General features: G+C 36.3%; 11 protein-coding genes. 4 read left to right on the forward strand and 7 right to left on the reverse strand.

Annotated elements, in window-relative coordinates:
• Positions 1–899: 899 nt before the first annotated feature.
• From dnaB to A3GM_RS0100465, 3 genes are all read left to right on the forward strand, one after another.
• A complete protein-coding gene (dnaB, locus tag A3GM_RS0100455) occupies positions 900–2369 on the forward strand; it encodes a replicative DNA helicase (protein WP_018361419.1) in 1470 nt (489 codons plus the stop codon).
• A 45-nt stretch (positions 2370–2414) separates the two neighbouring features.
• On the forward strand, positions 2415–3110 hold the full coding sequence (locus A3GM_RS0100460) for a tetratricopeptide repeat protein (protein ID WP_018361420.1): 696 nt from the start codon (positions 2415–2417) through the stop codon (positions 3108–3110).
• Positions 3111–3177: 67 nt separating this feature from the next.
• Positions 3178–4650, forward strand: a complete 1473-nt coding sequence (locus A3GM_RS0100465; protein WP_044124367.1) for a glycoside hydrolase family 10-like protein — start codon at positions 3178–3180, stop codon at positions 4648–4650.
• 3 nt (positions 4651–4653) lie between these two features.
• Here the strand turns inward: A3GM_RS0100465 and A3GM_RS0100470 are convergent, their stop codons facing one another.
• The 7 genes from A3GM_RS0100470 to A3GM_RS0100500 all read right to left on the reverse strand — a co-directional run bounded on the left by A3GM_RS0100470 (position 4654) and on the right by A3GM_RS0100500 (position 13461).
• Complete coding sequence (locus A3GM_RS0100470) at positions 4654–5100, reverse strand: hypothetical protein (protein ID WP_018361422.1); 447 nt, start codon at positions 5098–5100, stop codon at positions 4654–4656.
• 381 nt (positions 5101–5481) lie between these two features.
• Complete coding sequence (gene rbr / locus A3GM_RS0100475; RefSeq protein WP_018361423.1) at positions 5482–6024, reverse strand: rubrerythrin; 543 nt, start codon at positions 6022–6024, stop codon at positions 5482–5484.
• A 227-nt stretch (positions 6025–6251) separates the two neighbouring features.
• Positions 6252–7286: a type I asparaginase gene (locus A3GM_RS0100480; protein ID WP_026216076.1), complete on the reverse strand. Its 1035-nt coding sequence runs from the start codon at positions 7284–7286 to the stop codon at positions 6252–6254.
• 37 nt (positions 7287–7323) lie between these two features.
• Positions 7324–8745, reverse strand: coding sequence for a 23S rRNA (uracil(1939)-C(5))-methyltransferase RlmD (rlmD, locus tag A3GM_RS0100485; RefSeq protein WP_018361425.1), 1422 nt, complete (start codon positions 8743–8745; stop codon positions 7324–7326).
• Between the two features lie 14 nt (positions 8746–8759).
• A complete protein-coding gene (locus A3GM_RS0100490) occupies positions 8760–10295 on the reverse strand; it encodes a DUF5687 family protein (RefSeq protein WP_018361426.1) in 1536 nt (511 codons plus the stop codon).
• Positions 10296–10380: 85 nt separating this feature from the next.
• Positions 10381–11010 carry an outer membrane lipoprotein periplasmic chaperone LolA1 gene (gene lolA1, locus A3GM_RS0100495; protein WP_025829765.1) on the reverse strand — a complete coding sequence of 210 codons (630 nt, stop codon included), beginning with the start codon at positions 11008–11010 and terminating at the stop codon, positions 10381–10383.
• A gap of 12 nt (positions 11011–11022) precedes the next feature.
• The gene (locus A3GM_RS0100500) at positions 11023–13461 is read right to left on the reverse strand and encodes an FtsK/SpoIIIE family DNA translocase (protein WP_018361428.1); all 2439 of its coding nucleotides are present in this window, start codon (positions 13459–13461) and stop codon (positions 11023–11025) included.
• Between the two features lie 109 nt (positions 13462–13570).
• Between A3GM_RS0100500 and A3GM_RS0100505 the strand changes: the two genes are divergently transcribed.
• Entirely contained in the window at positions 13571–14221 is a 651-nt protein-coding gene (locus A3GM_RS0100505; RefSeq protein WP_018361429.1) for a 3'-5' exonuclease, read from the forward strand.
• Positions 14222–14381: the final 160 nt, after the last annotated feature.

Below are 14381 nucleotides of genomic sequence, written 5' to 3' on the forward strand. Positions count from 1 at the left end.
CTAAAAGAATACTCATAATGAAACAAAAAGAATAAAATAGAAAATATTTTTCTATTTTTTATTTGAAGTATTAATTATACTTAATACTCTTTATAATAGCCTGTTTGTAGCCTTTATGATTTGGATTTTTAGTCAAATAGAAGGTGATAATGAGTTGAAACTTACGCTTTTTGAGTTTAAATAGATAAACAACGTGTAAATAAGCCTACATTGTAAATAAAAACAAAAAACACAGCATTAATAGTTAATGATAATGAAAAACAGAAATATTGTTGCTCTCTTTTGTTACACATATTACAAAAAAGACTAACTTTGTGGCGTGTTTTTCATGGTATTAGATTATTAAGGTTAAGAAAGATTGGCTGTCGTGAGACAATCAATCTTTTGCTTTTTTATAATAATCCCTCTTCTTTCTTCTTTAATCGTGCGTGAAATCTGGGCTATTTCGCCTTTATATACAAAGAAAATCAACATAGCTATGTTCTATTTTAATAGATGTATTTCAACGAGGAAGAAATGATTTTCTTAATGCTAATGATTCTGTTTTCTCATCATTTCTTAGTCTTTTTGTGTCGCTTTGTTATCTTAATAAATAGATAAACAATATAGATCGAAACTAAAAGCTATTCTTTTTCATTGTAAAGTCAATGCTTTTGTAGTGTAATAACATTGCTTTTATATGCCAAAAGCATTGCTATTGCAAGTTGTTCTTATTTCTTTACAAATCAAAGAACTTTCTAATCGTGGAATTTTGGCAGTGCGCTCGTTTCATCAATCCAATTCTTTTTTATAAATTTGCAGATACTTTGTCTTTGGGTTTGTTATGTTGAAACAAACTTGAAAATAAAAGATTGCAATGCAAGAATATTTCCTTTAAAATAAAAGAACTCAGCAATAAAATGGCAAAAAAAATAGATAATCAGTACGGACACTTGCAACCTCAGGCCTTAGAGTTAGAAAGAGTGGTGCTAGGAGCATTGATGATAGACAAAGATGCCTTTTCTTTGGTGTCTGAATCATTGCGCCCCGATACGTTTTATGAACCCAAACATCAAAAGATTTATCGAGCAATTCAGTCGTTAAGCATGAACGAACGACCTGTCGATATCATGACTGTTGCGGAGGAATTAAAACGTGAAGGCACTCTAGAAGATGTGGGTGGACAAGGTTATATCCTTGAACTTAGTTCGCAAGTTGCTTCTTCTGCACACATAGAATATCACGCTCAGATATTAAGTCAGAAGTTTCTTGCACGTCAGTTGATATCTTTTGCCAGCGTTATTGAAACAAAAGCGTTTGATGAAACCGTTGATGTTGATTCGTTAATGCAAGAAGCTGAAGGGTCTCTTTTCGAGATTTCGCAAAAGAATATGCGCCAGGATTACACACAGATAGATCCTGTTTTGCACGAAGCTATTGGTATTTTGCAGAAGGCTTCGGAGAATTCTGGAGGCTTAACAGGTATTCCTACAGGTTATACAGACTTGGATAAGATGACCAGTGGATGGCAAAAATCAGACTTAGTAATCATTGCTGGGCGTCCAGCCATGGGTAAAACGTCGTTTGCTTTGTCGTTAGCTAAAAATATCTCTGTTGATTTTAATGAGCCAATTGCTTTCTTTTCACTGGAAATGGATAATGTTCAGCTAGTGAACCGCTTATTATCTAATGTGTGTGAGATACCTGGTAGCAAGATTCTTAATGGTCAGTTATCGTCTGATGAATGGGGAAGATTAGACCAAAACATCAGAAAGTTGGAAGGAGCACCTATCTATTTAGATGATACTGCAGGTCTTTCTGTATTCGAGTTGCGTACCAAGGCACGTCGACTTGTTAGAGAAAAGGGTGTGAAACTCATTATGATCGACTACTTACAGCTTATGAATGCGAATGGAATGAAGTTCGGAAGTAGACAAGAAGAGGTGTCAACTATCTCACGTTCGTTAAAAGGTTTGGCCAAAGAACTGCGCATTCCCATCATCGCTTTGTCCCAACTTAGCCGTAATGTAGAGGGTAGAGAGGGTGCAGAAGGTAAGCGTCCTTTGCTTAGTGACTTGCGAGAATCGGGTGCAATTGAGCAAGATGCCGACATGGTTTTGTTTGTTCATAGACCTGAATACTATAGAATTTTTGAAGATGAACAGCATCGAGATTTACGTGGAATGGCTCAAATTATTGTTGCAAAGCATCGTAAAGGTGCAACAGGTGACGTGCTATTGCGATTCAGAGGCGAGTTTACTCGATTCCAAAACCCTGATGAAGCAGACCTTGTTCCATTCGAATCTGAAGGTGGAAACACCTTCTCTGATTCGAAGATGAATATCGAAAACATGCCAATAGGAGAGATCTCGAACGTTGATAGCTTCTAGTTCATAAGGCAAGTTGTGAGTATTGATCTTTTAAATAGATAGCAGATGAAAAGAATTATATATGTAGCTTTGCTTTTATTACTTTCAAAAAATGCCTTTTGTCAATCGAAAGAGCAATTAAGAGACAGCTTAACTGCAATAACAACTCAGCTAAAAGCCCACCCAACATCAATCGATTTGCTTTTGAAAAAGGCTGGATATAGCATGCAATTAGAAAACTGGCAGTATGCAATAGATGCCTATTCTGATATTTTAAAGCAGCAACCAAGCAACCAAACAGCCCTTTATTTTAGAGCATATTTATACGATAAAACCAATCGTTTGAATCTTTCTAGAACCGATTATGAGGCATTGTTAAAAGCAAATCCAAATCATTTTGAAGGTCGTTTAGGCTTAGCTTTATTGAATAATAAAACCAATCGTACTACAGAAGCAATGGATATTTTGAATCAACTCATTGAGGCTTATCCCGATAGTGCCATTACTTATGCAATAAGAGCGAGCATTGAAGAGGAAAAACAGCAATATGAATTGGCAGAATACGACTTTGCTGAGGCCGAAAAACGAGCACCTTCTAATATAGATTATAGCTTAGGTAGAGTAGAGATGCTTATCAATCAAGAGAAATACACAGAGGCATTAGAGCATTTAAACATACTTTCTAATCGCAAAGTACCTAGAGTAAAGCTAGAATATTACTATCGTTTATGCGCTAATCACAGTAAAAAGAAAAAGAAATAAACAATCAATTAGATAACAAGAAATAACTATGTTAAAGAGAAAAGGCCTATATACCTTATTAATAAGCATGTTTCTTTGGGTAAGTTCTACTGCAACTGAGGCTGCAGTAATAAAGAAACGAGAGTTCAGAGGAGCATGGATTCAGGCTGTAAATGGTCAGTTTCAAGGCATGAGTAAAAGCGAAATGCAACGTGTTTTGACCTATCAATTAAACGAATTACAGCGGGATGGCGTGAATGCAATTATCTTTCAGATTCGTCCCGAGTGTGATGCTTTGTATCAAAGTCAATACGAACCATGGAGTAAATTTCTCTCTGGACGACAAGGTTTGGCACCAAATCCATATTGGGATCCACTAGCTTGGATGATAGAAGAATGTCATAAGCGTGGTATGGAACTACATGCTTGGATCAATCCGTTTAGAGCTAAGACCGCAGGAACAAAGGAATTGTCGAACAATCACGTTGCTATTAAACACCCCAATCGTGTATTTAGCTATAATGGACAATTGATTTTGAATCCAGCTCTTGCAGAAAACAGAGTGTATATCTGTAATGTTGTAAATGACATTGTGCGTCGTTATGATGTCGATGGATTGCATATTGATGATTATTTCTATCCTTATCCAGCTGCAGGATTCACTATTGACGATGATAGAGAGTTCAGACAGAACAACAATGGCATTACCAATAAAGGTGATTGGCGAAGAGATAATGTTAATATTTTTATCAAACAATTGTCTGACTCCATTCATAGTGCAAAGCCATGGGTGAAGTTTGGTATCTCACCTTTCGGTATTTATCGCAATAAGAAGAGTGACCCTCAAATAGGAAGTGACACCAATGGCTTGCAAAACTATGATGATTTGTATGCTGATGTGTTGTTATGGGTGAACAATGGTTGGGTGGATTATTGTGTTCCTCAATTGTATTGGCAGATAGGAAACAAAGCTGCTGACTACGAAACGCTTATTAAATGGTGGAATAAATATGCTTCAAACCGTCCTTTATACATCGGAGAAGATATTGAAAGAACAGTAAAGTATCAAGATATTCAAAACCCTTCACAAAACCAGATGCCTGCAAAATATGCATTACAGAATAGAATGGAGAATGTACAAGGCGTGGTGTTGTGGTATGCAAAGACTGCGGTTGACAACATAGGAAACTATGGAACCAACCTAAGAACGAACTATTGGCGTTATCCAAGTCTTCAACCTAGAATGCCATTCATCGACGATAAGGCTCCTAAAAAGCCTAAACGTTTGAAGAAAGTGTGGACAGAAGATGGCTATATGCTATTCTGGAAAGCTCCAAAAGGAAAGCATTGGGACGATGTTGCCCATAAATATGTGGTGTATAAGTTCGACCATGACGAAGAAATAAATATTAATGATGCTTCGAAGATTGTAGAGATTACATCGAAAACTTATACTAAGTTGCCTTATGATGATGGCACAAAGAAAATGAAATACGTTGTTACTGCATTAGATAGAATGAGTAATGAAAGTAAGATAGCAAAGAAAAAGGTTAAGCTTTAAAGCTTAACCTTTTTCTTTTAATAAATCAGTTAGGAATGAATCTAAATCCTCATTGAGACCTTCCATTAAATCTCCGCCTATAATTATGGTGTCATCATCAGCAAGATATAGTTCAGATAAATCTTCTTTCTCTTCGTTTTGAAGAACAATGCTGAATGGTTTTAAAATGCCCATATTATCTATTGTGGCTTGATTTGCTCTGAGAACATCTCGTAAAAGGGGAGTTATATGGTGATAAAACTTCTCGTCTTTATTGTCAATCCACTCTTCAACAACACATCTTGTTATCTCTCTGTCGTTATCGTCGTAAGCAATAAGGTCGCCAGATTCTTGTGAAACAAACAGATGAACATCGGTAATGATTGAAGGTTCATTTGTAGTTGGAAATTGTTGTGCTATCTTATGAAGGGCACGTTCAATTTGTTGAATAGTTAGATTTGATGTATTCATGTTACAAAGCTTTTATCTTTCTTATTGCAAACTTACATAATTTATCTGGAATAATGAAGCATTAAAGATAGAAATCTTTATAAAAGAGGGAATATAAAGGTGTAATTAAACAAGAAGAATAAATAAGGTGTTTGTTAACCATAATAAGATAGGATAATAAAAGCGTTGCTTTTGTAGTGTAATGTCAATGCTTTTAGATTGTAATTGCAATGCAATTACATGGTAAACTCATTGCTTTTAGAAAGTGGTTAGTTGATGATTAAAAGCGACTTGTTATGCTTATTTCTAGCAAATGGAGTGGGGAGATAAAATAAAATGGAAGTATTGTACATACTTCCATTTTATTTTTGTATTCAACTAATATAGTGAATAATTCAACTATTAATAGTTTTTAGCTTCTAGTTCGAAGAAAGCTTTTGGGTGACGGCATACTGGACAAACCTCAGGAGCCTTCTTACCAAATACTAGATGACCGCAATTGCGACAAACCCAGATGCAATCTCCATCACGAGAGAATACCACTTCGTCGTTAATGTTTTGAAGAAGCTTGCGATAACGCTCTTCATGTCTCTTCTCAATAGCACCAACTCCACGCATTTGACGTGCGATTTCAGGGAATCCTTCCTCATCTGCTTCACGTGCCATACGGTCATACATGTCGGTCCACTCATAGTTTTCACCATTCGCAGCCTCAACTAAATTCTCTGCAGTAGATTTAATATCGCCTCCTTCAAGATACTTAAACCACATCTTTGCGTGTGCTCTTTCGTTGATTGCAGTCTCTTCAAAGATTGCAGCAATTTGTTCGTAACCATCTTTACGAGCCTTAGCTGCGAAGTATTCGTACTTGGTTTTTGCTTGAGACTCACCTGCAAAGGCTTCCTTTAAATTCTTTTCTGTTTTTGTTCCTCTAAGTTCTTTCATAATGTTTGGTATTTAATTTGTATAAATGTATAATTCTTTGGAACATTAAGTGCATAGCACTCAAGTTGTTACGCTTTACTATTACCTTATAATAAAATGCTTATTTGCTACTAATGTTATTGTACTTGTGTTATATTCTTATTGCAAAAGTAATAAAAATATTCTTTTGTATATATATTATTTTATATAAAAGTAACCGATTTAAATGGCTTTAACACACCTAATAACTATATTGTTATCTCTCCTGCAAGGGGAATTTGCATTAAACGGATTAGTTCTTCGTTGGGCAAGTTCATTGCTTTTAGGTGCATAAGCTTTGTTGCTGCCGCCTCAACAGTAGAGTCGAAACCACTAATAACGCCTGCACTTTGAAGCTGATGGCCTGTTTCGTAGCGGTACATTTCAACCTTTCCCGATATACATTGACTGATGTTTACAATAGTAACTCCACGTTCTGAGGCTTTAGAAAGAAGGTTCATGAGCCATTGTTGATGTGGAGCATTACCGCTTCCATAACTTCTTATGATTACACCCTCAAGTTCGGGAGCATCAAAGATGTGCTTTGTTATATTCTCTTGTATGCCTGGAAAGAGTGAAAGAATAACGATATTGGGATTTAACTCTTTGTGCATTACTGTTGGTTTGCTATAGTTGGGCTTGAGAATAGCGTATTCGTGAAAGCGAATATTAACGCCAACATCGCATAAACGAGGATAGTTGAAGCTGTCGAAAGCGTCGAAACCATCTGCATTTCGTTTCGTACTGCGGTTTCCTCTAATAAGTTGTCCGTTGAAATAGATCGATACTTCGGGCACTAGAGGGTAACCCTCATTGTTGTGTGCTGCTGCTAATTCGATACTGGTGATGAGGTTTTCTTTTCCATCTGTGCGCAACTGTCCTATAGGAAGCTGACTTCCTGTAAGTATGATGGGCTTTGTTAGATTCTCTATCATGAACGAAAGGGCAGAAGCAGTGTACGACATGGTGTCTGTTCCGTGAAGAATAACAAAACCATCATATTGATTATATTTCTCTTCTATTAATGAAACAAGACGTGTCCACAGTTCAGGTGCCATATCACTTGAATCGATTGGCGGTGTGAACTGATAGGTGTCGACTGCTGTTTTTAAGTATGTAAACTCAGGAACGTTATTCACAAAGTTGTTAAAGTCTAACGGATGCAATGCACCTGTAGCGTGATTAACACCCATTCCAATGGTTCCACCAGTGTATATGAGCAATACTTTACCTTTTCGTGTCATCATATATTATTCTTTTATGTAGGTTTTTAATGTTTTATTATGCCCTTCTTTCAAGTAAAACAACATTCTCAACATGTGGAGTATGTGGGAACATATCAACAGGTTGTACAGCTGTTACCTTATAGTCTTTATCGAACTCTGCTAAATCTCTTGCCTGAGTTGCTGGGTTACAGCTTACATATACAATGCGATTAGGGGCTGCAGACAAAATAGTTTGAATAACATCAGGGTGCATACCCGCTCTTGGTGGGTCGGTAATGATCACCTCTGGGCGTCCATGTTCTTCGATAAACTCTTGTGATAGGATATCTTTCATGTCGCCAGCGTAGAACAAAGTGTTGTTGATATTGTTGATTTGGCTATTTACTTTAGCATCTTTAATTGCCTCAGGAACATACTCTATACCAATGACTTTCTTCGCTTTAGGTGCAACGAAGTTTGCAATTGTACCTGTTCCAGTGTATAAGTCATACACCAACTCATTACCTGTGAGTCCTGCAAACTTACGAGTTACATCGTAAAGATGATAAGCTTGCTCGGTATTTGTTTGATAGAAGCTCTTAGGTCCTACCTTAAATTTAAGGTCTTCCATCAACTCGTAGATATAATCATTACCCTTATATACTTCCACAGGCAAGTCGTTAAAGGTGTCGTTGCATTTCTGATTGTCTACATATAGCAACGAAGTGATTTGTGGAAAGTGGTTAGCAAGGTCTTCAAGAAGTGCTAATGCCTTTTCTTTATCATTGCTTTCGTCGAATCTAAACTGTACAAGTACCATCCATTCATTATTGTTAGAGTTTCTAACCATAATGCTTCTTAATAGTCCGTGTTGGTTTCTTAGATCGTAAAAAGAAATGTTTTGCTTGATAGCATACTCATAGATGTGGTTTCTTATTTGGTTTTGTAGATCGTCCATGAGTTGACATTGGGTGATAGGATATATCTTATCGAAGGCCCCAGTGATATGAAAACCAATCGCATTCATATTATCAAAGGTCTTCTTTGAGTCGATATCTTCTTGAGTTAACCATCTTTTGTTAGAACAACCAAACTCTAATTTATTGCGATATTGCATTGTTTGCACTGAACCTAGAATGTAATTGAATTCAGGAAGTTCAATTTTTCCAATGCGAGAGAGTTGGTCGTACACTTGTTGATGCTTGGCTTTAAGTTGGTCTTCGTAAGGAAGTATTTGCCATTTGCATCCACCACAAATACCAAAATGAGGGCAAAAAGGTTCTTTTCTGTTATCGCTATATTGAATAAAGCGTACAACTCGACCTTCACAATAACTCTTTCTTTTCTTTGTTATCTGCACATCTACGACGTCTCCAGGTATTACAAATGGAATGAAAATAACCATATCGTCAACTCGTGCCAATGCTTTTCCTTCAGCAGCAACGTCTGTTATTGTGATATTCTCTAATAATGGTAACTGTTTTTTCTTTCTGCTCATGTGTTAATGTATAATTATCTTGAAGCATTAAACCCTTCAATAAAGGCATAATGATTATTGTTTATTCTATTACTAATGGCTCTTATCCATAGCTTATGGGTTGCAATAAAAATAAGACCGCATATTGTTAATATTATTTCTGTTGTTGTTTCAGAAGCGTTTTTTTGAAGTGTTGTAACGAAAAGAGATGGAATGATGAATAGAAGGATACCAATAAGAACTAGCATGTAGTTAGTATTCTTCCAGCCTCTAGTCGTGTTTTTATTGTTTAACTCAATCGTTTGTTTATTAAATAAGGTGAGAAGAAGTACAAAGAAATATTGAACTCCTGCCGTAAAAAGGGCATATCCGATGATAAAAGCTACACTAATATTGTTCCATCTTGTTGCAATTAAGAGTATTGCAGTGGGAATGAGGAGCATTGTGGCATATAAAATGTATTTTGCTCTCATGTGTTGATAGATGAAATCTTTATAAGAGAAGAGTACACTATAATAATTTCCTTCATACTGCATCATAGTTGATAGGTTGCTAAAACCTATTATTAATAGCGCATAACTGATATAAAAATACTGCTGAAAGCCGTAAGCTGTGTCTTGAGGGAGCGCAGATAGCAACGCAAAAACAATTGAAAGAATGATTGATAGGGTGATTTTCTTTCGTGGATTCTTGTTTCTTTGAATCTGAAAGAGCTCTAATTGTATGAAATGGCGTAGGGAAGTGCCTGATGAAAAAGCGTTTGTTGAACTTATAAGTTGTGTTTCTTTACTATTATCTTGTGTTAGTTGGCTCTCAAATATATAGAAATCCACCTTGAAATAGATTGCTATAAGTAGGCAAAAGATAAGTATTTGCAAGAGAATAAAGTAGATAGGGTGAGCAATAAACATGCTACCTATTACTCCATAGAATTGAATGAAGTGAGCGACGATATTGCTTTGATTCAATAAACCCACAGAAAGTGCGCCAAGATAAACACAAATTGGGAGCGCAAAAAATAGTCCGTTGTGATTGAAAAGCGAATGGAATAGGTTATACCAAATGCTGTTTAGCACAACAAAAATATAGAAAGAAAGAAGAAATAGTATAAATGTTGCCACTCCATAAGTCGGAAGAATGGTGATAATTCCATAAGGAATGGCCATTGCAAAGAATACTTTATCGGTGAACTTAGCTACTGACTGCAGGATTAATGAGAGTATAATATCTTTTCTTTTTAATGGACTTAAGAGATAAGGTCTAATCAAATGCGATGTAGATTGTCTCATAAAAAGTCGTCCAAGAAAGTCTATTAGAGAGAAAACGGGCAGTAATCCAAAGAAAAACTCTATCTCATTTACTTCTATTATTTGCTTTCTGATGAACGATAAGCCCACAGAAAGCAAGCAAATATATGCAAAGAGAAAGATTAAACCAAGATAAATAAACCATTTAGCATATCGGTTTTCCTTGTAATCAATAGCTCTTTTAGAGGCAGTTGACTTGTGATTACAAAGAATTCGATATGCTTTAAATAGTTCGTTTAATCTTTTATAGAGTTCTTTTGTCATTTAGTTGCTCGTTTACCAGTTTGTCTTCCAAAGAGAGAGGCAGATGAGTTGTCCTCTCAAAGAAAAGCAATAAAGGTGTGTAAGCTTATCTTAAATCGATTACTTCCGCTGTAGGGAAGTCCTTAGAGTTAAATGTAAACGCTTTATCGGCAATGTTTCTAGCTTGGAAATTGCTAATAGAAATTGTTGTCCATGCGTTATTTTGTAAGAATTTTACAACAGAAGGAACATATGAATGCTTGTTGATTGTGATGTAAAGTTCTTTCAAAGTATGAGCAGCATCAGTTGCTTTTAGATGTACTTTATAGTCTGTTTTCGTTGCAGTGTAATCTAATTTATATCCTTTTTTATATAAATTGATAAACGCATAAGGGTTCATTGAAGCCTGCTTAGCAGCATTTGGCTTAGTGATATTTACCTCATTGTTGTTCTTTAGATAAGTCCATTGAGTTGTTCCATCATACCAAATGGTTGCTTGTGTAGTGGAAGCACAGAACTTATTCTTTTTAATTGAGATGTTTCCACTTGTACTTATGCCAGCAGTTGATGACACTTTAAAGTTAGCATGCACGCCACTTGGTGCACCAACAACAACCGAAGTCTTGTCTAATATCTCACGAGCTTTCTTCTCATTTTGTGCATAAGTCTTTCCAAAAGCAAAGAAAGCGAGTGAAAAGACCATGATAAGTGTTTTTAGAGTATGTATCTTTTTCATGTTAATAATGATTTATGATCGTATTTTTGCCAATAAAATATTCAAAGAATTCTCGTCAGTAATGAGCACATCTCTTGGCTTACTACCTTGTGCTTCGCCCACAATTCCAGCCGCTTGTAATTGATCCATGAGTCTACCTGCTCTGTTGTAGCCAATAGAGAAGCGCCTTTGAATCATACTTGTCGAGCCTTGTTGTGAAATAACAATAGCATGTGCAGCCTCTTCAAAGAATGGGTCTAGGTTTTGAATGTCACTATTTCCATTTCCAATTCCACCCACTTGTGCTTCTGTTTTAGGTTCAGGAAGCTCTAAAGGAGCCTGTGGTCCAGGCTGTTCTGCAATGTATTTGTTTACAACTTCAATCTCAGGAGTATCAACAAAGGCACATTGTACACGCACAGGTTGATTTCCATCGAGTATAAGCATATCACCTCTGCCAATCAATTGGTTTGCTCCCGATTGGTCAAGAATTGTTCTTGAGTCGGTCATAGAACTAACTTTGAAAGCCATTCTACCTGGGAAGTTGGCCTTAATGCTACCTGTAATGATGTTAGCTGTAGGTCTTTGAGTTGCAATAATCATGTGAATACCAACCGCACGAGCCAACTGTGCAATACGAGTAATGGGCAATTCAATCTCTTTTCCTGCTGTCATTATCAAGTCACCATACTCGTCTATGATCACAACAACATAAGGCATGTATTCGTGACCTTTAGTTAAATCGAGTTGATGGTTAACGAATTTCTGATTATACTCCTTGATATTACGAGCACCAGCAATCTTAAGTAGGTCGTATCTAGCGTCCATTAAGGTTGTTAAGCTATTCAGAGTGTTTACCACTTTCGTAACATCTGTAATGATAGGTTCATCTTCATTGCCCGCAACGGTTGCCATAAAGTGGTCTGCAATAGGTGCATATACACTAAATTCAACCTTCTTTGGGTCTACAAGAACAATCTTCAATTCATTGGGATGCTTCTTGTATAGGAGCGAAGTGATGATGGTATTCAAACCAACAGATTTACCTTGACCTGTTGCACCGGCAACCAATAGGTGAGGAATCTTCGCTAAGTCTACCATATATACCTCGTTAGTGATGGTCTTTCCAATAGCAAGTGGAAGATCCATAGTTGTTTCTTGGAACTTCTTTGAATTCAAAATGCTTTCCATCGAAACGATGTTTGCCTTCTTGTTGGGCACCTCAATACCGATAGTTCCTTTGCCAGGAATAGGTGCAATGATACGAATTCCGAGAGCAGAGAGGCTTAAAGCAATATCATCTTCAAGGTTTCTGATCTTCGAAATACGAACACCTTCGGCAGGAGTAATCTCGTATAGTGTGATAGTAGGACCCACAGTTGCTTTGATCTCTCGAATAGCTACGCCGAAACTATTAAGCACTTCAACAATTCTTGCATTGTTTGCTTTGATCTCGTCCATATCAACTTGAGGCTTACCGTCGTTATCGTATTTCTTAAGTAAGCTCAAAGTTGGGTATTTATAGCGTGTGAAAGGCTCCTTAGGGTTGATTGGAGTCTTCATAATTTCTTCAATAGTAAGTTTCGAGCCCTTAGCTTCTTCAGTTTTAGACGCCACCTCAACGGTTAAAATGTCTTCTTTTTCAGCTGGCTCAGGTTTTTCTTTTGGAGTAGGAGTAGGGGTTATTTCAGGCGAAAGCATCACAGTTTCGGCTGGCTCTTCCTCTCTTATTTCTTCTTTAATAGGCTCTTCTACCACTGGCTCTACAATAGGTTCAGTCTTAACTTGTTCTGCAACCTTCTCCTCTGGTTCATTGTTTGTAACAGTGAAACGAATTCTATCAGTTAAGAACTTCACAGGGTTCAAAAGCTTTCTAATGATGTTGATGGTTTCAGAGGTGAGGTATGTAAGGAAAGCAATGGCAGTAATGAGCAACAAAGCGATAAGACCTGGGGTGCCAATTACATTCTCAATGTGTTGAACACAAAACAAACCATGTCCTCCACCGGGGTTAAATACCTGGTCACCCATCACTGGTGTTAAGAATTTTGATAAGGTAATAGAACTCCAAATCATAGTGAGAGAACATCCAAGGAACCATTTCCAAAGGCTAATTCTGTACACTTTCATCATTTTAAGTCCTATAAGTATAAAGAAAAAAGGAATGATGAAAGCAGCTAAACCAAATTCTTTAGTGATGAAGTAATAAGACAATATGGCTCCAAGACTACGGCATTTGTTTTGAAACAAATCGTCGTTATTCAACCATTCGCCTGGTCTTAAGTCTTCTAATATGCTTTGATCTGCTTTACCTGTATAAAAATAAGATACAAAAGCGATTAATAATACAATAGAACAAACAACAAAAAAGAGACCTATAATGAAGTCCACTTTTTCATTGTTGATAATGTTTTGAAGCCCCATTGCTTCGCTTATATTTTGTGGTTTCTTATCAACCTTTTTCTTTGCCATCTTTCTTTACTTTAAATTTAACTGCAAAAATAGCGTAAAAAACTAAGAAATGGCCATTTTATCGCAAGTTTTTTCTAATTTTGCAAAATGTTATTGGTATCATAAAATAATGAAAAAAGTAATATATAACAAAATAGATAAACGCATACTATCAACGTTACCCCCAGTTAATTTTACAGGAAAGATAATTGTTATTCAAGGAGAACAAGAGGCAGAAAAGGCGGTTGAATATTTAATGCAGCAAGAGATTCTAGGTGTAGACACCGAAACTCGCCCTTCGTTTAGTAAGGGTGTAACACATAAAGTTTCGCTTCTTCAAGTTGCATCACGTGATATTTGTTTCTTATTTCGCCTTAATATGATAGGCTTACCCGATTGTTTGATAAGATTGTTAGAGAACAATCATATCCCAATGATTGGTCTTTCGTGGAATGATGACTTATTAGCACTACGCAAGCGCAGAGAGTTTAAACCAGGACATTTTATTGATTTGCAGAAAATTGTAGGTGCAATAGGTATTGAAGACCTAAGTTTACAAAAACTTTATGCCAATGTTTTTGGTGAAAAAATAAGCAAACGACAACGTTTATCGAATTGGGATCACGAAGTTTTAAATGACAAACAAAAGACTTATGCTGCCATTGATGCATGGGCTTGTATTCAACTTTATGAAGAAATAGCACGTCTCATCACCACAAATGACTATCATTTTGAGATGATTGATGAGCCAGAAGTAACCGAAAAGCATTTAGAAGAATAATAGAACAACTGGCAAAAACATCTTGTTTTTGTTCTTTTATGATGATTAGTTTAATGCTGTTTTTAGATTATAATACTGCTCTCGAAAAATAATTTATAGAGAGTTGATTTTTAATAAGGAGGATAACGAATTTAGAGAAGTATTGCTTGGAGATACTACG

The sequence above is a fragment of the Hoylesella nanceiensis DSM 19126 = JCM 15639 genome, from assembly GCF_000379965.1.
Lineage (GTDB): Bacteria > Bacteroidota > Bacteroidia > Bacteroidales > Bacteroidaceae > Prevotella > Prevotella nanceiensis.